Below are 20,340 nucleotides of genomic sequence, written 5' to 3'. Positions count from 1 at the left end.
GGTTCCGTTAAGACAGCGCATGCATAATGTTTTGTAAAAATTATTACTTGCATCAAAATAGATCGTTGACTTATTTTGGTGCAAAATAGTGTGATTAAAAAAATCCCACAAGATTTTCAATTGATCCAATTGAACGCTATCGCAGTAATATCTTAAAAAAGAAACTGCCTGATGGCAGGGACTTATTGGATTACTTGTTAGAGCACCGCAAAGGACGTTGTGATTACACTGGCGAGGATTGGGAAGAAGATGTTATCGGCCCAATTGAAGATGGCCGCCAAATCGATAGTCTGTCCTGCATTCGTGGCCGTAAAGGCACCGCTCCTGTAATCTTAGCTAAAATCCCTGGTAAAGTGCCTTGGAAGATCTTTGCCTATTTACCTCTTGGTAGCTATAAACAATGCTTTGATACTACCTTATGGAATATGGCTATGACCAAGTACTTCTACAAAGAATACAATGCTACCTTGGTTGCAATGAGTGGAGACTGCTTGGAATTTAAGGTTCCAGAGCCAATCTCTAAAGATAAAGCTTTGCAAGCAGCTTTGGACATGTATGCATACTGTTGCGATTTAGATTACGACACAACCATGGGCCAGTTGGCTGATACTCTAACCAAATCCACAATTTGGACATTGCAATGGGAGTATGTCTATAAGGCAATCGACTAGTACAACACCTATCTTTCAAAATTCGACAACGACAGCATTATTGTGCGAGATAATCGTGAAATAAACACAATTGCACGACAATGCACTAATTTGAAAGATAGGTGAGTACTAACTTGGCTTCAAAGGTATTAGTCAGACCTTACTTCTCGTGCTAATGCATATACTTGCAGCTAAGACTAAGATACGTTCATCAGTTTCAATAGTTGCATTAATGCTAATTAATTCCTTACTTCTTATGCTTGGCTGTCCCTTTGAATTTCTTTGAACTCTTGCTACTGATTTTGCTGAGAGGCTTGCTGTTTTACACAAACAATCAGTTTGTCTGTAAGGGCCTCCAACCAAGCCAAGCATATGGTCATACAGGAAAACCGTCTCCTCTAATTGGCCTTATTAAGGTTAGATTAGTATGGCTTAGGCTAATTACAGGAAAGATAAAGCTAGCCCTTAAATGTTAGGATAGGGAAAACATAATTATAAGCATTAACTAAAAGGTTCTTATCTGGACAAGGTAAGAGCCTTTTTGTTTGCCAAAAATTCAAGAATAAGACCGCAGAAGTGGATAGCAAATTAATATCAAATATCAAATATATTCTAATCAAATTAATATAGCCATCATTGAAAGAGAATTAGCGAAAGAAGGTGTGGGGTTTTCAAAATACGCAGGGGTTGTAATAGTAAAAAGCTATCATGAAGTTATTAAAAGCAGGAGATAGGTCAGCTCTAAAAATACTCTACTTTTTAAGTATCTAGCATTAAGGGAAAACAGCTGATATATGCTTGCTTTAGCAATAATACTATCTTATTAAAGATTACGCATAAACATTCGTTAAATATAATGATAATTGTTAATTTTAGCAATCACTTCGCATGCTAAAGCATTACTGTTCCAGGTCAAGTTAAAGCTTCTATAGGATCTGGCATGCTTAGTTAATAAAAACAATCACTGAAAGATATATAGAGGTCAAGAAGACTATGGCAGTTTATGTCAATACGAACGTATCTTCATTAAATGGTCGCCGCTACTTAAATAATGTTCAAAACCAGTTAACTACTACTTATCAGCGCCTAAGCTCAGGCATGAGAATTAACTCTGCTAAGGATGACGCTGCTGGTTTACAGATTGCCGACCGTTTAACCACCCAGATCAACGGACTTAACCAAGGTAACCGCAATACCAATGACGCTATTGCTGTTGCTCAAACCATGGAAGGTGCTCTTGATGAGACCACCAACATGCTCCAAAAGATCCGTACCTTAGCTGTGCAAGCTGCAAATGGCACAAATACTAAAGCTGATTACGACGCTTTACAGCAGGAAGCTACCAGCCTTTCTACTGAAATTACTCGTATTGCTGAGCAAACCAAGTACGGTGGCCAAACTATTTTAAATGGTAAGTTAGATACTAATACCAACAAAAACTCTCTAATTGACGGTAACGGTAAGATCACCTTCCAAGTTGGTGCCAATAATGGCGATGAAATTGTATTTGATATTGGTCAACTCGCATTTAGTCTTACTGGTACTGCACAAATGGGTCAGGTAGAGGGTAAAGATCTTGCTGATGCTGCAGGTGCTAATGGTACTGGATTAGTAAAAGGAAAGGCTGCAGCAGGTAACAATGCAGCAGTTGCTGCTCGCTGGACTATTTCCAGTGCTCAGGCTGCTAAGAACACCTTAGCAAATATTGATAAGGTAATTGCCGCAGTTGATAGCAAGCGTTCTGACCTTGGTGCCCTACAAAACCGCCTTGAATCCTCAATTCGCAATCAATCAAACGTTGCAGCTAACCAGGCTGATGCTCGTTCACGTATTCGTGATGCTGACTTTGCTGAAGAGTCTGCTGCTTTAAGTCAACAGTCCATTATTCAACAGGCTGCCACCTCTATGTTAATGCAGGCTAACAGCCGTCCACAATTAGCCCTTTCAATGTTAGGCTAATAGTAAGTCACGTTTTATACCATTAATAGTAAAAGTATATAGAGGTACTTAATATGGCAGTTTATGTCAACACGAACGTATCTTCATTGAATGGTAGAAGATACCTTAATAACGTTCAAAACCAGTTAACTACTACTTATCAGCGCCTAAGCTCAGGCATGAGAATTAACTCTGCTAAGGATGACGCTGCTGGTTTACAGATTGCCGACCGTTTAACAACCCAAATCAACGGACTTAACCAGGGTAATCGCAATTCCAACGATGCTATTGCCTTAGCTCAGACCATGGAAGGTGCTCTTGATGAGACCACCAACATGCTCCAAAAGATCCGTACCTTAGCCGTGCAAGCTGCAAACGGAACAAATACAAAAGCTGATTACGACGCTTTACAGCAGGAAGTAACTAGCTTATCTGCTGAGATGGGCCGTATCGCAGAGCAAACTAAGTTTGGTGGTCAAACTGTATTAAATGGTAAGCTTGATGCTAATACAAACCCTAATTCCCTTATTGGTGCTGATGGTAAGGTAGTTTTCCAAGTTGGCGCTAATAAGGGTGACGAGATTGAGCTTAATATTGGTGAGCATGCTTTTACTCTTACAGGATTAGCAAATATGGCTGGTCTCGCAGGTAAAGACGACGTAGCTGATGCAATTGGAGCTGACGGTACTGGTATTGTAAATGGTAAAGCTGCTGGTAATAATCAGGCAAAAGTATATGCTCGCTGGACTGTTTCAAGTGCTCAGGCTGCTAAAAAGACTTTAGAAAACATTGATAAGATTATTGCTCAGGTTGATAGCAAGCGCTCAGACCTTGGTGCTCTACAAAACCGCCTTGAATCCTCAATTCGCAATCAGTCTAACGTTTCAGCTAACCAAGCTGATGCACGCTCACGTATTCGTGATGCTGACTTTGCTGAGGAGTCAGCTGCTTTAAGTCAACAGTCCATTATTCAACAGGCTGCCACCTCTATGTTAATGCAGGCTAACAGCCGTCCACAATTAGCCCTTTCAATGTTAGGCTAATAGTAAGTTCTGTTCTCTAATATCAATAACAAAAGTATATAGAGGTAATTAATATGGCAGTTTACGTCAACACGAACGTATCTTCATTGAATGGTAGAAGATACCTAAATAACGTTCAAAACCAATTAACTACTACTTATCAGCGCCTAAGCTCAGGCATGAGAATTAACTCTGCTAAGGATGACGCTGCTGGTTTACAGATTGCAGACCGTCTAACCACCCAAATCAACGGACTTAACCAAGGTAACCGCAATACCAATGATGCTATTGCTGTTGCTCAAACCATGGAAGGTGCTCTCGATGAGACCACCAACATGCTCCAAAAGATCCGTACCTTAGCTGTGCAAGCTGCAAATGGAACAAATACAAAAGCTGATTACGATGCTTTACAGCAGGAAGTTACCAGCCTTTCTTCCGAAATTACTCGTATTGCAGAGCAAACCAAGTATGGTGGCCAGACCATCCTAAATGGTAAGTTAGATGCCAACAAAAACAAGAACTCATTAATTGACGGTAACGGCAAGATCACCTTCCAAGTAGGTGCGAATAACGGTGATGAGATTGTATTTGATATAGGACAACTTGCTTTTAGTCTAACTGGTACAGCTGAAATGGGCGGTGTTGCAGGCGAGGCAACTGGAGCCGATGCTGCTGCCGCTGGTAAGTCAGGTTTAGTTAAGGGTAATGCTCAAGGTAATGCACCAGTAGCTGCTCGTTGGACTATTTCTAGCGCACAGGCTGCTAAGAATACTTTAGCAAGCATCGATAAGGTAATTGCAGCAGTTGATAGCAAGCGTTCGGACCTTGGTGCCCTACAAAACCGCCTTGAATCCTCAATCCGTAATCAGTCTAACGTTGCTGCTAACCAAGCTGATGCACGTTCACGTATTCGTGACGCTGACTTTGCTGAAGAGTCTGCTGCTTTAAGCCAGCAATCTATTATTCAACAGGCTGCCACCTCTATGTTAATGCAGGCAAACAGCCGTCCTCAATTAGCTCTCTCAATGTTAGGCTAATAGTAAGTACTGTTTATTGTAACTAATAGTAAAAGTATATAGAGGTAATTAATATGGCAGTTTATGTTAACACGAACGTATCTTCATTGAATGGTAGAAGATACCTAAATAACGTTCAGAACCAGCTCACAACTACTTATCAAAGATTAAGCTCAGGCATGAGAATTAACTCTGCTAAGGATGACGCTGCTGGTTTACAGATTGCAGACCGTTTAACAACCCAAATCAACGGACTTAACCAAGGTAACCGCAATACCAATGACGCTATTGCTGTTGCTCAAACCATGGAAGGTGCTCTAGATGAGACCACCAACATGCTCCAAAAGATCCGTACCTTAGCTGTGCAAGCTGCAAACGGAACAAATACCAAAGCTGATTACGACGCTTTACAGCAGGAAGTAACTAGCTTATCTGCTGAGATGGGCCGTATCGCAGAGCAAACCAAGTTTGGTGGCCAGACCGTATTAAATGGCAAGCAGGCCGCTAATACAAACCCTAATTCCCTTATTGGTGCTGATGGTAAGGTAGTTTTCCAAGTTGGCGCTAATAAAGGTGATGAGATTGAGCTCAATATTGGTGAGCATGCCTTTACCCTTACAGGTTTAGCTGACATGGCTGGTCTTGCAGGTAAGGACGATGCTGCCGCAGCTATCGGTCAAGACGGTACTGGTATCATTCACGGCAAAGCTGCTGGCCAAAACCAAGCAAAAGTATATGCTCGCTGGACTATTTCAAGTGCTCAGGCTGCTAAAAAGACTTTAGAAAACATTGATAAGATTATCGCACAGGTTGATAGTAAGCGCTCTGACCTTGGTGCCCTACAAAACCGCCTTGAGTCCTCAATCCGCAATCAGTCAAATGTAGCTGCTAATCAGGCAGATGCACGTTCACGTATTCGTGATGCTGACTTTGCAGAAGAGTCTGCTGCTTTAAGCCAACAGTCCATTATTCAACAGGCTGCCACCTCTATGTTAATGCAGGCAAACAGCCGTCCTCAATTAGCTCTCTCAATGTTAGGCTAATAGTAAGTCTCGTTCTATTAAATTAATAGTAAAACTATATAGAGGTACTTAATATGGCAGTTTACGTCAACACGAACGTATCTTCATTAAATGGTCGCCGCTACTTAAATAACGTTCAAAACCAGTTAACTACTACTTATCAGCGCCTAAGCTCTGGCATGAGAATTAACTCTGCTAAAGATGACGCTGCTGGTTTACAGATTGCAGACCGTTTAACCACACAAATCAACGGACTTAACCAAGGTAACCGCAATACCAATGATGCTATTGCTGTTGCTCAAACCATGGAAGGTGCTCTTGATGAGACCACCAACATGCTCCAAAAGATCCGTACTTTAGCCGTGCAAGCTGCAAATGGCACAAATACAAAAGCTGATTATGACGCTTTACAGCAGGAAGCTACCAGTCTTTCTACTGAAATTACTCGTATTGCAGAGCAAACCAAGTACGGCGGCCAAACCATTTTGAATGGTAAGTTAGATAACAATACCAATAAGAACTCTCTAATTGGTACCGATGGAAAAATTACTTTCCAAGTAGGTGCCAATAACGGTGATGAGATTGTTTTTGATATTGGTCAAACAGCATTTACTCTTAGTGGTACAGCCGATATGGGTGGTGTGCAAGGTGGTGCAGATGCAGCAGCCGCTGCGGCAGCTGGTGGTACTGGATTAGTAAAAGGTAAGGCCGCAACTAATAATACCCCAGCGATTTCTGCTCGTTGGACTATTTCTAGTGCTCAGGCCGCTAAGAACACCTTAGCAAATATTGATAAGGTAATTGCTGCTGTAGATAGCAAGCGTTCTGACCTTGGTGCCCTACAAAACCGCCTTGAATCCTCAATTCGCAATCAGTCTAACGTAGCAGCTAACCAAGCTGATGCACGCTCACGTATTCGTGATGCTGACTTTGCAGAAGAGTCTGCTGCTTTAAGCCAGCAGTCAATTATTCAGCAAGCTGCAACTTCTATGTTAATGCAGGCTAACAGCCGTCCACAATTAGCTTTATCAATGTTAGGCTAGTTATGGGTCAGGTGAGCCAGTAATGATGGCTTGCTAAATAGGTATTCCAAAAGCTCTTAGGTCGCAAGGCCTAGGAGCTTTTCAGTAATATGAGGTTTATGCTAAAACTAAATTACTATCAGAATAAGTAATTTTCTATAAGCAGTACAGCGCATGATAAGGGTATTGACACTCAATAGCATAATTATATTAGCCAAATCATCGCTAATTAAAAATCTACTAAGAATTACCTTAAACATCGAATCTATAATGCGAATATAGATATAAACAATTTAGCCTTGGCAATTCTTGTTAATAATTTAACATTAATGTAAATAACATATGTCTTTATTATTTTGAAAGCCTCTTATCAGAAATGTCCTAAGTAGACTAAGAGAGTAGGGGCATGTACTTATCTTTTGAGTGAAAAGATACATACTAAGCTTTACTGATCCTCAACTACCAAAGTGTTCTTTAATCCTTATGTTGAAAGCATGGTCTCTTTAATAAAGTCTTCACTATCATATAGCGCATATAGCGCAGACTTAAGCAAACACTTTAACCACTAGAGACTAAGAACATAGGCACAAAGTAGGGATGCATCCATATAGCAGCTCCAGCTTCTACTCATCTTATAGCAGTATTCAACATTACCTCTAAGCCTAGGAGGGGCCTTGCACTATACAAACAGTCAGCTATAAAGAATCTCAGTAAATTTAATTGAGCGGCGCCTTAGTACTCGGTAGTCCCCTGATATAGACCATTATCTGATTCAAAACAAGCTAGCCAATAACACTATAGGTTCACCTAAAAGCTTAGCCATCTAGCTAGCGGTCATAAAGGTGTTTAAGTCATAAGTAGGGGCACCGCTTATATTGTCCTTTACCTATAGCACATAGTCACAGTATTCATGCCTTTACTAATGAGTATCTACTATTCGATTAGCTTCTTTAGAGTACTTTTCCTTGGTGTTAATTATCTAAAGATGTTTTCTCTTTTAACATTACGATACTAATTCCTTAAAGGAGATCGATTTCACTTAAACCTAATTTAGCTCCTCATAAGAACAGACATATTAATCCTTAGTGAGGCGCAGGATATCCCACAAGATTTTTACTTGAATCCTTGGTTACTAGAAGCACGTGCTAAAGTCATAGTCACTCCTAAACTAATTGCTCCAATCAACCAATAAGAAGTGGGTTCAACATTGACCTTAATTAAATTAACTCATACCCCTCATAAGCTTCCACTTATGAAGCTCTCTACAGAAGTTTGAGCAGTCAACTCTATAAATCAGCCCAATTTGCCAGCTCTAGCCCAACTGGTTAAGTTGCCACTAAAACACTTTAAATTACTCTAAGTTTGCTAAAGCTGTATGGTGCATACTTGCTTATAACTATACTCAATAATTAATTTAATTCTCCAAAACGTCGCATCTGTTTATAGTAGCGCGAATACTTGTTTAAATATGATAAATAACAAGCTTATCAAAAGATTATAGATACACTAAAATTCACATAATCAATTATATCTTTAAAATATAACATATTTGGTTAATAACATATGTCTGTAATATTTTCTAAAACAGAAGCAAACTTATCTCTCCGTGAGATAGGAAAGAGTAGGGGTAGTTTAATGGCAAACGCAAAATTATCATGTCGATTAAATGAGGCAGTGTCATAGAAACATATATGAAAATGCCCACTTGCTTCGTTAAAGCCTTTGCTCAAACTCTATCTAAATTTCTGCTTCTGGTCATCCAGTCATAAATTTCATAATCTAGCTCCGCTGCTGACATACCCAGTGGTTCCCATGTCAGCCATTATCGTCTATTTCCTTGATGGTCAAATACTACTAGCATGGTACTAATAATGTGACACCACTAGATGAAAATTATTTGGAGCAGTCTTAGTTAACAATGAGGTTGCCATTGATAAGGGTATCTCCAGGAGTACTCAAAAGTTATCTTGGTTACTCCTAAAGTTAAGGTATGTATATACCTTGGTTACAAGTTGTTAGATCATTTTGGAATCTTCTCAGTGGTGGATACTCATTTTCTTGATACTCAATATGCCTGTATCATGCTGCTACCAGCCATAAATTTGGCGTATAAGTAGGGTAGATAATAGGGGATTTTAAGGAGCCTCTAAGTTCAAAATGTGTGACACCACTTAGATGAAAATTATGTTTAGAATTTTATAAACCATCCCAAGACATGAGTTAGGTTGGGCAGGAGCTAGGGAGTATGTTGAAGAAGCGACTTAGGTATGAGCTGTTACCAGAGGTATGAGGGCTTCCTTAAGAGATCTCTTTAAGACTTCGTGATTAACATTCTCTCACCTTATTAGTGCAATATGCTGCCACATAAAAGCTGTCTCCTGACTTAGTGATTTTACAACTTGCTGCCTCTTTTGTTTATTAAGCAGCCTGGTTAATCCCTAAGACACAACTTCATACTCGAATGCCTGTCGAAGCTCATCCCCCAAATTATCGTTAGCTCACTGAGACTGTAATCTATGCCTGTTTAACTTACTTATCCGTCATGGTGCTTATATTTGTGACACCACAAATCATATATGACATGAAAATCTTCTTGGTCTTAGCTTTTATTTGATTATAGCTTATGGTCAGATGAGCTTGCTGCTATGTATGCGTGCATGGGATGTGGCTTGTTATGTTCGTTAAAATACTAGCATGTTCCGATAATAATTATCTAAAAATTATAGTAATTATGAAGCGCTTTTGAGGTTTTGGAGCTACTGATAATACGTCTAGATAATCATGTTATGAGTACGTATTTACTAAAGTTTATATATCAACCTTGAGAAGCCGCCTCCTTGGGGACACTATCAAAAGATTTAACATAATGCCCATTATCGGAACATCACAACCGCACATGCTCACAGTCAATTTTAAAATAAGACCATACAATATACAGTTAACCGCATATGTCCACACATAACCCCAAGTGCACCTCCATCATCTAGCAGAAGTTATAAATTATGGCAGCAATATGAGGCTATGGTACAGATGAAAGGCCAACTATAGAAAATTATCAATGGTAAGAGCAGACAGATACGCCACTTGGGGCCAATGCTACCAGGGTAGGTAAGACAGTTTGAGCAAAGCTAGGTTCAGGTTAGAGCTTAGGAAGGAGGGTACGCAAACAACTTTGGTAGTATCGCATTGCCTGCTAAGGTAGGTGCTAGAGTGACATAAGTAAGAAGGTATGAACTGGCACTAGGGATGGAACTGGAGTTTGGCTACATAATTATCATGTCATATTAGATGCTACTAAAATGCCTAAAAACTTCAATTTTGTAATCCCCTATTCTCCCTATACCTTTGCATTGAATGCTAAAGTCATAGCTTGGATAGTAACGAGTGATAGCTTATGAAGGTCGTAGTGGTTAACTTGAGATGAGACCTTAGGAGTATGATTATGATTTTGGGCTGAGTATATGAAGAGCTTAGCTCGAGACCTAACCGAAGATCAGTAAAAGAAAAATGCACAATAAAGTAGCAATGATAAAACCCTACTCTCTGCTTTTAGGAGTAGCGATTGGTTGCTGGGCAATTATTAGAAGGCTTGTTACGTGGGCAAGGTGGATGAGATTAAGTATAGTACTTGAAAGTATATGGTTGCATAAGATTGAAGTTGCGTTAGCTTCGATTAATTATCATGTCATAGAATATGATATAAAAGATACTTATAGAAAGAAGCTTGCTAAAGCTGGCTAAGCTTGGAGCTGGTGCTTCTGGTGAAAGTTTAGGTAGACTTTTAAGGAAGCTTTGGTTGGTTTTACTCTTGGTTAGACTACCTATACTTACCAACATGGTGACAGACAGACCATAACTTTATAGCTGGGGTTGCAGTAGGAATGTTAATTTTGAAGTGATAAGAAGGACTTTTAAGAGCTGTAAAAGTGCTCTCCTTTATATTTTAGTAGTCTATAATTCTTTATTATCATGTCACTTTATATGATACTAAATAAATTTATAATCAGAATTTTAAACTCAGTCTCAGGTGGCAATAAATTGCGATTGCTCTTGGAAGTAAGTGTAAGGTGATACTTTAACTTGTGCTTTTACTTAAGATATGGTGTAAGAGGTTGCTAAGTAGAAGTGAAACTTTAAGCGTTGGCCTAGGTTAGATTTTGATAAATAATCATAATAGTACCATCTATAGTGACATGACCTAAAGCAATTTTGACTAAAGACTTTAGCATAAGTAGCCCTACTCCTGATGTCTTTGCTAGGTGAAATGGAAATATGCCCTATTGCTTTCTTGAAGGTATGATGAATAAATTTAACATAATTAGTTTTTGCTCTTGAGCAGTTTGTTATTAGTTATTCTTAAGCCTGTCGCTTTGTTGCCCAGCTTGGGACTTTTAGTCTTTATATGGTGTTGGAAGCGCCATTTTTAGTGAGCTGTATGGCTCATGATTGGGTATAACTAGTCATAAAATGATGAAAGTATGCGCTATTCTGTATTATGTGCCTGATTATCTTTATAATTCTGATAAATAAGCTAATACTAGTTACAACTGATTTAGTTTACCCAAAAATAAGGCCCTAGCATATTACTGCTAAGGCCTGTTGTTTAACTGCACATATTGCATGTGTTTTAGACTATCAAAATGATTAAGTCCTAAACATATGCTTACTTAACTACCATTACTATGAGCTCAATTTGTTTAATTGATAAAACCTAACCCCTAGCAACGATCTCTGCGACTTCTTTGAAGAACGCATTTAAGTACTCTTGAGGAAGCTCATAGTCTGCAAGATCAACATAATAAATATAACTTTCATCAGAGTCATAATATCGTTTACCATGTAGTTCTCTGTAGATGTGTAAATTACTGTAGGATCCAAAATCTGCGTATCTGAAGTTTTCTGAAGATAGGACTATTGCAAAAGAAGTTGTTTTACAGTGATCTACAGCTTTTTTAATGTGAGGGAAGAGCTTGTAATTTTCAGCTACATTGCGCTCATGATAAATTGCTTCGGCTATTTCGTTAAATAGAGTTGTGAAGTGGTCAGGAATGTCTAATTCAGCAATATCGCCATCGATGTTAAAATTACCGGCTCGTGCATAGCAAATACGCTCGCAATCATAGCTATAAGAGCTATAAGAAAGATTTTCTTTCCCAAAGAAAGGAAGATAAGGCTTGATGGCCTTAGGATTATCTAAGATTGCAAAAAGAGCTAGATCTGAGTGTTTTGAGAGTTTGTAAAAAAGATACAAAGCATCTCTTGAGTAAAATGCGTAGTATTTTGAAGCTAAAATGTCGATGTTCTTCTTAATTAGTTCAAGATTCTCAGGATCATTAATAATCTCGTTAACCAACGCATCGTATTTTTGAGACTCGTAATCTAAGTTTACTGAGCCAGAAACATCTTTGGAAAGAGGAGCTACAGGAAATTTGTTGCTATCTGCTTGAGCAGTAGTAACTGGTACTAAAGCAGTATGATTTGCTGTGGTTGGGACATATTTAAGCTGGTCTAAGATATCTGCCAGGTCTTCGTCAGAGTAATCAATTTTAAAGATGTCCATAAGTGGCTTAATGATGGCAGTTTTGTCATCATACTCAATAGACTCTACCTTGGTAAGATAGTCTGTATAGCCACGAGACTTAAGCCACTTGTGAAGACGCTTGGACTCGAAGTGATCAAGAATATCGTCAACTGAAAAGTTGTTTTGGAGTTCCTCAATAGAGCGAACTAATTCTCCATCCATGGTGAGGTTAAACTTAGGTATTTTTGCCATAGATATTATGGATCCCTTATTATTTGCAAAGGTCAGCTAATGGTATACATTACTGGCTTAAAGTTTAGTTAATAATTGATTACAAGGGTAGGCCAAGCTTCATTAGTGGGTGGCGCACTTATTATCGAGATTTACGATAATTTCTTAATTTGTCGATCTTATCTTTCAAGCTCTGGCTAATGGACTTGCCTTACTGATAGTTAAGGCAAATAATCAACATGCATGATGCTTAGCTAGAGTATCTAGACGGGTGAGATTGTATAGATTGGCAATATCTCTTCCCTACTTTATTTTAAACCAACTGATAAAGCATTCATAGGATCAAATTAACATTAATCAAATTCTAGCCCTACTCACTCTTGTGGCTTATACCTTTCCTTTAAGAGTAGTATTGGCTGGTACTGATAGATCATATGTGGCAGCTTAAGCAGTAGCTGTCGAGTTGCTTACTATGTGTGCTGGTCGTATTACCTAAGTTCTTGATACTGCTATTACGCAATAATATATGCCTCCCTATGTTGCTGCCCCCAAAAGCTTACCCATGCGATAGCAATTATGTTGTACGTGCTTCTTTTCCCAGTTTTTGTATCAGAAAACAGATATATAAGCCATTGATGGCTGCATCATGATTTACTATGTAATAAAATAAGGCCTAAGCTTTTGAAGTTTAGGCCTTTAAGGTTAGATTATTACATTGTTAATTAAAACCACTGTTCATGAATCTTATCAAACTGTTCTTCGCCCATATCGTACATGTGAATTGATCCACACTGCTCTTTAGTACATCAATATCGTCTTGTTTTTCTATGAGCTCTTGAAGTACTCGATAATAGACTTGAGTGTTATTATTAATAGGTGTCTCTATTAATTGGTATTAGGCTAATTGCGTTAATATATCCTTTAACAAATTTAGATCAAGGCTTTTTGCTCGCAATTTCCTATAGCCCGAAATGTTTAAGGTAAATATCCTTTACCACATATGGCCCTATTATGTCCTTCTTGACCTTGCCGTCCCAGCTATACCTGTAAATAATGTCGTTGTCTCCCAGATATTGCTGTTCTTCAAAAGGTGCAGGAAAATGAAAGCTATCTATAAAATCCCAATCAAGGTTAAGCTTTTGCTCATCAAATATTTCTTTAGTAAGACGTTTGTAGTTAAAAACCAAAGCAGCTCCCATACCATCGTAAACTAAGTCTGCATATTGCCGAGGGGTAATATACTCGTCAACAAGAGTAGACATTACGTCCACATCTAAAACTTTATCGCCGCAATTTGTCCATATCTTTGAGGGTTCAAACCAAGTCGTGCGTTCTTTAGCCTGAGTAAAATCACTAAGAGGATATCTCTGACAGCTGTCGTCATTTAACTCATATTTTAATGCGCCATTATATGTACTTGCTATTAAATAGCGGTGTTTATTGGGATCGAATTTTTTTAAACAAATACATATGATGTAGTCGTGCTTAGTGCTTTTCATCAAATTACGATACCTAAGGACATTTTCCTCTATAAAGCTCCATAGGTATTTGTCAACCTCATAAGAAACTCGAGGTCGAGAAAACAATATTAGCTTATCATCGTCATCAATATTGAGGAAGAGACGTTGGATTTTTATCATAGCTAGGCACTCATAAAACCAATCACTAAAACTAATTATTGCATTATAGTTTAGTTCAGTGCTGTCTATATGCGCTCCTTCACAAAAGCATAAATTAAAGTCTAACTAATATAGGCTACGACTTATTGTTAGATAAGATTCAAGATCATAAGCTGGTATGCTAGCATGTTTTCCTGCACATTAAAGCAAATACTTGGTATATTACTTTGTTGTTTTCCCAAACAAATGTAGCACCAAAGCATATCAGCCCTCAATTGGCCGCTCCCAAGGTATAAATAAGCCTACCAGATTGAGCCAATGCTCTTATATAGATTTAAGCATACATTACCTAAGGACTATTGATATAGTTAAACAGAAAACTGGGTAAACTTAGGAATTAGTTAGGCTTGTCTTAACCACTTATTAAAGTACCATTTTATGTGACAAAGAATAAAACGTAAGCTGGCTATTTTGGTACTGTAATCAGCAAAGGTCTGCGACTATCATTAATTAGTAGATCACTCATCCGTACTGCTCTCTTATAATTATGTTGTAAAGATTCAACATCGTATGAAATCAATATTAAGCAGGATCCTGCTTTGCTAAATTTTGGTCACTCACGTTTTGCCCTGCACCGCCCCGCCCCAATTCCTCATGATTATTTGGGAAGCTGCATTGATTTTCATGTGCCGTATGGCGAAGCCATGAGTAAACTAGTCGTGTTAATCCTAATTATGTGCCATTTCGTACCACTAATTAAATTCTTATCATATTGCTGATATATAGGCTCTAGCTAGTTACAACGTATTTGCTAGGATTAAAATAAAAGCCTAAGCAATAATTGTTTAGGCCTTTAAGGTGAGATTATTACCTTATTGATTAAAACCACTGCTCGTGAATCTTATCCCACTGCTTTTCAGTGATACCGTAACGACCTAATTTGACAAAGACGAAAAGGTCAGCATCGGTTAGATTCATCTCAAGCTCGCAAGCTTCGGTTGTGATGGCATAAAGTCCAAGAAAGTCGTTATAAGCGCATCCGCTTTCTAAAACCTCAGGATCTCTTTGAGCATACACAGTTAGTCTCTCGTACAGATCATGAACATAGAAATTATCACGTATAAATTCAGATGAAATAAGATCAATGTAGCGGAAATTACGAGTTACTACATCATAGTCCCACATGTCGTCTTCAACTAACTCATTGATGGTATTGCTAAGCTTGGTAAGGATGGCGTGGTCATCCTCATCAAACTGCTCATCAGTAGCATTGTCGTATTTGAGGATAATATTAAGCAGAGGCTTGAAAGCTACTGGACTATTGATTAGAGCCCATGCGGCATAAGGAGCTTCTTCGACGCAAAACTCTAGAAGGCTTAAAGTATCGTTTGGGTCGCCATCTAGTAGTTCGCTTGCGATTTGATCAACAGTGTTCTTTAGCGCTTTGATATCGTCATTGTTGTCTACAATCTCTTCAAGAGCTTGATCATAAGCTTGTTGGTTCTTAATCATAATAGTCCTTATTAATTTGTTCTTGTCTATGAGCACCAATATAGCATTAAACTACTTTAGGTGCAGGTCTTATGATGTGAACATTATTCTTATGAGAGAAAAGACCCTATCTTAAAGCCTATTTGGAAACATTAAGAGCCAATACTAATAATCTAGAGTAATTGTGACGTGGTGCTTTTGAGCAAACTTTAGTGCCTGGTATAGTATTGAATAGGCAAACTTAGCTAAAGACTGAGTATTGTATGTAGTGTCTGGCTCAAGATCCATCTTACTAAAAGGGCCATCCTGAGCTAACTTATCCTCAACTGGATAGCCTTGGGTTTGGGCCCAGCTAATGATAGTGGCTTCGTCGGCTTGCCAAGCCATGTCGTTGATTTTAGTCAGTTCTTTTTCTAAACCATCCAAGGTGCCAACTAGTGTTTGTTGTTCATTGGGTAATGTGGTTGTAAAACAAAATGAACCAGTTAAGGGCAGCCACCAATCAGCTCCTCTTAACAGTGACCAGACTTTATCATCATCACTTGCTAAGCGCATGATTATAGGGTTTTCCCAAAAATCCCAGTCTTTTTCTACTGTTTCAGGAATAGATTCGTGATAGGAGCAACAAGCGGCAACTAACAGCAGAGCGCCAAAAGCATCCCAGTCTGGCTTATTGGTGTAATAAGGAGTATTGGCATTTTCAGACCATGGGCTAAAAGACTTTTCTAGAGAAGTGTTAAGGGCATTAATAAGGTCGTTTTGCCAAGCAACTACTCCCTCATGAATTTCATCTGGCGATGCATCTGGTTGAGGTTCTAAGTCATCATTGGTCTGAGGGTTGATAATGTGAAACTTGTAGCCATTAGCCTCAGCCCATTGTTGAACCACTGTCTTCCAATCTCTACTATAGTAGCGAGTAATTGTTCCTGCGTAGATATCAAGTCCCATAAAACAACCTTTATTTAATCTAAATGCTTGGAATAAACCGACTAATAAAGCTATAGCTACTTTACAACACGCTTTAAGTATAAGCTTGCAAATCTCTTACTTTGAGTGCTAAACCTGAGCTACATGCTTTTGGCAATGGCATACTCAATATGTCGCTACAGCTCATTAATGGCTATCACCTCAAGGAATTAGCTAATATCTCTCATGCCGTCGCATGATGGGATAATTACTTATTTTTGCGATAAAAAAGACATTACTAGTTACAACTTGATAATTTTAGAGGAGGTTAGTTTTAATAAAGGTGTAAGTTAAGGAATACTAAGTGCAAGGATGTTAGCAAATCAAACGTTGCTCTCTTGGCTCTGATTGGCGATTGTCACCAATTAAAGCTATTGCTTGAGCTTGCTCTACACTGGCACCTGATACCCCTACTGCCCCTATTACTTTTTGGGTTTGATCCCAAACTACGACACCGCCACCAAAACTGATAAGTCCTCCATTGGTAGCTTCTAAGGTATAAATCGGCCCTCCAGGCTTAGCTCTGGCTCCTATATCAGCACTATCTTTTCTAAAAAGTGTCGCTGTGCGAGCTTTTCATGGAAACATCAATAGATCCTGAAAGAGCATCATCCATGCGAAGAAAACCATAGGGCAGTCCCCACTCGTCAACGACACTAATACAAGCTGAGACATCCAATTGTTTTGCAGCAGCAGCTTGGGCTCTGGCTATTATATTTTGTGCTAAAGACTCAAGCATTTACTGATTCTAGGTTTAAAGCTAACCATTCATTATGAGGAGATATTTTGCTGTTGGCAAATAATGCATCTTAATAATATGGTATAGCTCAACTAAAAAAGGCCTGAACAACGCAGTGTTCAAGCCTTTAATAAAGTTGATTAATTGTTCTTAGAGAAACAATCAACAGTCAAGTGGAACCCATAATCTAATCGTAAGCTTTCTTTTTCATCGAGCTCAGATAAATTCTCGGTATAACCATCAGTTGAGATAAAATTAAGTAAATTACGGGAGCAGCCATCGTTCGTACTATTTAGCTTTTGCTCATTAGTTAAAAGTTCAGGTGCTACTTTATCTACTATTGATGAGTAGTCGTAATAGTTTACTAAAGTTAAGAAGTTCTCAACACTTAACTGCTCAACTTCACTAAGATCGTTGTTGGTAAGCTGGCACCAATACTTGCGGGCATACTCTAGGGTCATAATGGAGTAGCAACCTTCTGCATTCTCAGACGCATTGCCTTCCCAGAAGCGTGGCTCACAACCCATACCTTGATTAATCTTAAGATATTTACCGTCCTGACAGCCAGAAATAGCGCCAATAAAAACTTGATCTTCTAACGCACCGCTAGATTGAACACTAATAGAGAACTTTGGCTCTTCACCTAAATCACGAGTGCTGTCTTCAAAACATAAGATAGCATAATCTTCAATTTCGCAGTCTTCAAAAGCATGAGACCAAACTGATTTGATCATTTGATCAAATGAGTTTTCATAGACTAACTCAATATTATTGAGCTCAAACTTATAAAAGGAAAAGTCCTCTGGTTTAAGATCTGCTACTTTAACTTCTTTAGGATTAATGGATGAGCCATCTTGGCGGACAAAAGCCATTTCATATGATGTCTTACAAACCTTGTCCCATCCATATTCTTTGACATCTTCCTCTTCTAGCCAGCACTCTTCAGCTAGATCTAAATCGAACTTCTTAAGCCAATCATTAATTTTTTGGCCAGCCATTAGCTTAATTAGAGCAGCTTGTTGCTCAGCATTGGCATCAAATAGTACAGCAATATTCATAGTAGTTTCGTGCCTAATACCGCATTATTAAGGGTCTTATGGCACAGCTCCAGGTAAGAATTAACAACAAGTTTAGGATAATCTATGGGTTTAGCTTCCACTTAATAGCAACCAGAGAATCCCTTAACATTTAAGCGTTAGGTAAAAAATTATGTAGACCTAAGTGAAGAGATTGATTTTTGTCAAAGAAGTCGTCATAACGCACACCATCATCAGCTTCCATAACCTTAACAGCTGATCCTTTTGTCTCAATGCTCTTCTTACGAGTTTTTATCTTAGCTGGAATCTTATCTAAGATGGCAGCATAGTTGTAGTACTCTGCAAGTAATAAGAATGACTTATCCTTTAAGAGCTGTACCTGCTCTAATGACTCGCCTGTAAGTTCACACCATTGTGCTTTTAGATCATCAATAGTGCTATAGCCGTTTAAACCAGGAAGAAGTTCAGAATTAGTGATTAAGAGCTTTAGGTCTTCGAAGCAACCTGAGGAACTTTGACGAGACCAAAATTCGTAACCATGCTTATTCTTAGAGAAGAATGAACATAGTATGGTGTAAGATTTAATTTGTGAGGCATCTAAAACAAAACGCAAAATGCCGAATGCTAATTTAGCGTAATTATCAGCTAAATCTACATAATCACATTTAGCAAACTTAGCATCTTTTACAACTAAGCTATGGTAATTAGCAAGGTTAACTCCATTGACAGAGTACAACTTTCCTGATTCTCTCTTATCCCAAGTAATGGCAAAGCTTTCGCTCAGATATTTCTTAAACTCATCCAAGTCATCATCGTCTAAGTCGCAATGTCCAGCAGATAAAACTAGTGACTCCATTAATTCAGAAATATTCCATTGAGGTAGAGCACTTTGAAGACTAGCTTTTTGCTCGTCGCTAGCTTCAAACAAAACAACAATATTCATAAAGAAATCTTTTCCTTTAAAAGCAAATGATATAGATACTATATCATATTTTCATGTATCTGCAACAATGATAATTCAAATTATGCTAACAAGTAAATTATTCTATTACTTACTAATATGAGTAATAAAGATATTGCTATAATCAAGCGTTTGTTAAAGTAGTAACAGAAAGGGTTTTAGTGAATATCTATATATAGCTTTATATGTATGCATGAATCCGCACTGTGTAGATCTGCTTGCAGTCTTACGCCCTAGCTTTAGTTAAGCCCTACTTTGTTTAAGAACATCCACGTTCAAAGACTTTCGTGGCGATTGACTCTTAATAATTCATCTCTTTCTTCCATTAGAGCAAAGCCAAGCATATTTTGTCCTTTCCACTTCATTCAAAGGATTCTGGTCATCAGGATTGTCAGCACCTAACCCTATTCCTCACATCTTATCTACAGGACTAGCCTCCACCAAGCTGCGTTTGAACGCACACAAGACTGGGCACAATCATACGAAAGCATCATGAGTAAAAGACTATATTACTTGTTTAAGACCTTACTTAATTACAGCAGAAGCTTTAGCTTGGGCTTAACTTTGTATAGTAGCTTACTACTAATACTACAGCCAAACACCATCACAAAGTTTGCTAATGCTTATTGAAAACATTCTAGTGCTCCTCCGACCATGTGGTTGGTGGTTGGGCAGTGATGAAATAAAGCAAACTGTATGACAAAACAAGACTTTATCTTTTTCATTGTCCTCACTTTTGATACGAGGATTCACCTAAAATTCCTAATCATTGTCTATGATGGACAGTATATTGACGTAATAGAGACAAAAGCTACTCAATTAGGCAAAGAGCATTCTTTAATGAGTAAGCAAGGTGTTGCCTTCATAGCAATATGTTTTGACCAAGACTGGAGGATACAAAAAAACCTACTGTCTATTACATGTCCTCTTTAAAGCCTTAGCCTTAGCCTTAAGTTGTAGTTTCTAATATTAACTTATCATATAGACCGACAATTTGATGCGTCAGATAAAAACAAATAATTAACGTTGTTTATAAAATATAATACAGAAGGATAAAATAGTGTAGTTTTATAGTCAGGACTTATAAGCTATTAAACACTTATGT

General features: G+C 38.3%; 14 protein-coding genes. 7 read left to right on the top strand and 7 right to left on the bottom strand.

Features of this window, described 5'->3' with window-relative positions; translation table 11 throughout:
- Positions 1-185 precede the first annotated feature (185 nt).
- The 7 genes from MXE38_RS09750 (at position 186) to MXE38_RS09720 (ending at position 10,411) form a co-directional block, all read left to right on the top strand.
- The gene (locus MXE38_RS09750; RefSeq protein ID WP_246914309.1) at positions 186-671 is read left to right on the top strand and encodes a DUF4253 domain-containing protein; all 486 of its coding nucleotides are present in this window, start codon (positions 186-188) and stop codon (positions 669-671) included.
- 972 nt (positions 672-1,643) lie between these two features.
- Positions 1,644-2,609, top strand: coding sequence for a flagellin (locus MXE38_RS09745; RefSeq protein ID WP_246914308.1), 966 nt, complete (start codon positions 1,644-1,646; stop codon positions 2,607-2,609).
- Positions 2,610-2,662: 53 nt separating this feature from the next.
- Positions 2,663-3,631, top strand: coding sequence for a flagellin (locus tag MXE38_RS09740; RefSeq protein WP_246914307.1), 969 nt, complete (start codon positions 2,663-2,665; stop codon positions 3,629-3,631).
- Positions 3,632-3,684: 53 nt separating this feature from the next.
- Positions 3,685-4,647 carry a flagellin gene (locus MXE38_RS09735; RefSeq protein WP_246914306.1) on the top strand — a complete coding sequence of 321 codons (963 nt, stop codon included), beginning with the start codon at positions 3,685-3,687 and terminating at the stop codon, positions 4,645-4,647.
- A 53-nt stretch (positions 4,648-4,700) separates the two neighbouring features.
- The gene (locus tag MXE38_RS09730) at positions 4,701-5,669 is read left to right on the top strand and encodes a flagellin (protein ID WP_246914305.1); all 969 of its coding nucleotides are present in this window, start codon (positions 4,701-4,703) and stop codon (positions 5,667-5,669) included.
- Positions 5,670-5,722: 53 nt separating this feature from the next.
- Positions 5,723-6,691: a flagellin gene (locus MXE38_RS09725; protein ID WP_246914303.1), complete on the top strand. Its 969-nt coding sequence runs from the start codon at positions 5,723-5,725 to the stop codon at positions 6,689-6,691.
- Positions 6,692-10,177: 3,486 nt separating this feature from the next.
- A complete protein-coding gene (locus tag MXE38_RS09720) occupies positions 10,178-10,411 on the top strand; it encodes a hypothetical protein (protein WP_246914301.1) in 234 nt (77 codons plus the stop codon).
- Between the two features lie 970 nt (positions 10,412-11,381).
- On the opposite strand, the gene MXE38_RS09715 is transcribed toward MXE38_RS09720, so the two are convergent.
- The 7 genes from MXE38_RS09715 to MXE38_RS09685 all read right to left on the bottom strand — a co-directional run bounded on the left by MXE38_RS09715 (position 11,382) and on the right by MXE38_RS09685 (position 19,217).
- Positions 11,382-12,443: a hypothetical protein gene (locus MXE38_RS09715; RefSeq protein WP_246914299.1), complete on the bottom strand. Its 1,062-nt coding sequence runs from the start codon at positions 12,441-12,443 to the stop codon at positions 11,382-11,384.
- 938 nt (positions 12,444-13,381) lie between these two features.
- Positions 13,382-13,921 (bottom strand): hypothetical protein, encoded by a 540-nt coding sequence (locus tag MXE38_RS09710; protein ID WP_246914297.1) that lies wholly within the window; start codon positions 13,919-13,921, stop codon positions 13,382-13,384.
- A 999-nt stretch (positions 13,922-14,920) separates the two neighbouring features.
- A complete protein-coding gene (locus tag MXE38_RS09705) occupies positions 14,921-15,553 on the bottom strand; it encodes a hypothetical protein (protein ID WP_246914295.1) in 633 nt (210 codons plus the stop codon).
- Between the two features lie 144 nt (positions 15,554-15,697).
- Positions 15,698-16,480 (bottom strand): hypothetical protein, encoded by a 783-nt coding sequence (locus MXE38_RS09700; RefSeq protein WP_246914294.1) that lies wholly within the window; start codon positions 16,478-16,480, stop codon positions 15,698-15,700.
- A gap of 568 nt (positions 16,481-17,048) precedes the next feature.
- Positions 17,049-17,237, bottom strand: a complete 189-nt coding sequence (locus MXE38_RS09695; RefSeq protein WP_246914293.1) for a heme-binding protein — start codon at positions 17,235-17,237, stop codon at positions 17,049-17,051.
- 140 nt (positions 17,238-17,377) lie between these two features.
- Complete coding sequence (locus MXE38_RS09690) at positions 17,378-18,295, bottom strand: hypothetical protein (RefSeq protein WP_246914292.1); 918 nt, start codon at positions 18,293-18,295, stop codon at positions 17,378-17,380.
- A 130-nt stretch (positions 18,296-18,425) separates the two neighbouring features.
- A complete protein-coding gene (locus MXE38_RS09685; protein WP_246914291.1) occupies positions 18,426-19,217 on the bottom strand; it encodes a hypothetical protein in 792 nt (263 codons plus the stop codon).
- Positions 19,218-20,340 lie beyond the last annotated feature (1,123 nt).

This window comes from Anaerobiospirillum sp. NML120448 (assembly GCF_023050945.1).
Lineage (GTDB): Bacteria > Pseudomonadota > Gammaproteobacteria > Enterobacterales > Succinivibrionaceae > Anaerobiospirillum.
This window is presented reverse-complemented; position numbering and strand designations above follow the sequence as displayed.

Excerpts from the sequence above, each read along its gene's own strand:
- MXE38_RS09700 (WP_246914294.1), bottom strand. The coding sequence starts at position 16,480 with ATGGGACTTGATATCTACGCAGGAACAATTACTCGCTACTATAGTAGA.
- MXE38_RS09685 (WP_246914291.1), bottom strand. The coding sequence starts at position 19,217 with ATGAATATTGTTGTTTTGTTTGAAGCTAGCGACGAGCAAAAAGCTAGT.
- MXE38_RS09710 (WP_246914297.1), bottom strand. The coding sequence starts at position 13,921 with ATGAAAAGCACTAAGCACGACTACATCATATGTATTTGTTTAAAAAAA.
- MXE38_RS09720 (WP_246914301.1), top strand. The coding sequence starts at position 10,178 with ATGCACAATAAAGTAGCAATGATAAAACCCTACTCTCTGCTTTTAGGA.
- MXE38_RS09715 (WP_246914299.1), bottom strand. The coding sequence starts at position 12,443 with ATGGCAAAAATACCTAAGTTTAACCTCACCATGGATGGAGAATTAGTT.
- MXE38_RS09725 (WP_246914303.1), top strand. The coding sequence starts at position 5,723 with ATGGCAGTTTACGTCAACACGAACGTATCTTCATTAAATGGTCGCCGC.
- MXE38_RS09690 (WP_246914292.1), bottom strand. The coding sequence starts at position 18,295 with ATGAATATTGCTGTACTATTTGATGCCAATGCTGAGCAACAAGCTGCT.
- MXE38_RS09730 (WP_246914305.1), top strand. The coding sequence starts at position 4,701 with ATGGCAGTTTATGTTAACACGAACGTATCTTCATTGAATGGTAGAAGA.
- MXE38_RS09695 (WP_246914293.1), bottom strand. The coding sequence starts at position 17,237 with ATGCTTGAGTCTTTAGCACAAAATATAATAGCCAGAGCCCAAGCTGCT.
- MXE38_RS09740 (WP_246914307.1), top strand. The coding sequence starts at position 2,663 with ATGGCAGTTTATGTCAACACGAACGTATCTTCATTGAATGGTAGAAGA.
- MXE38_RS09745 (WP_246914308.1), top strand. The coding sequence starts at position 1,644 with ATGGCAGTTTATGTCAATACGAACGTATCTTCATTAAATGGTCGCCGC.
- MXE38_RS09735 (WP_246914306.1), top strand. The coding sequence starts at position 3,685 with ATGGCAGTTTACGTCAACACGAACGTATCTTCATTGAATGGTAGAAGA.
- MXE38_RS09705 (WP_246914295.1), bottom strand. The coding sequence starts at position 15,553 with ATGATTAAGAACCAACAAGCTTATGATCAAGCTCTTGAAGAGATTGTA.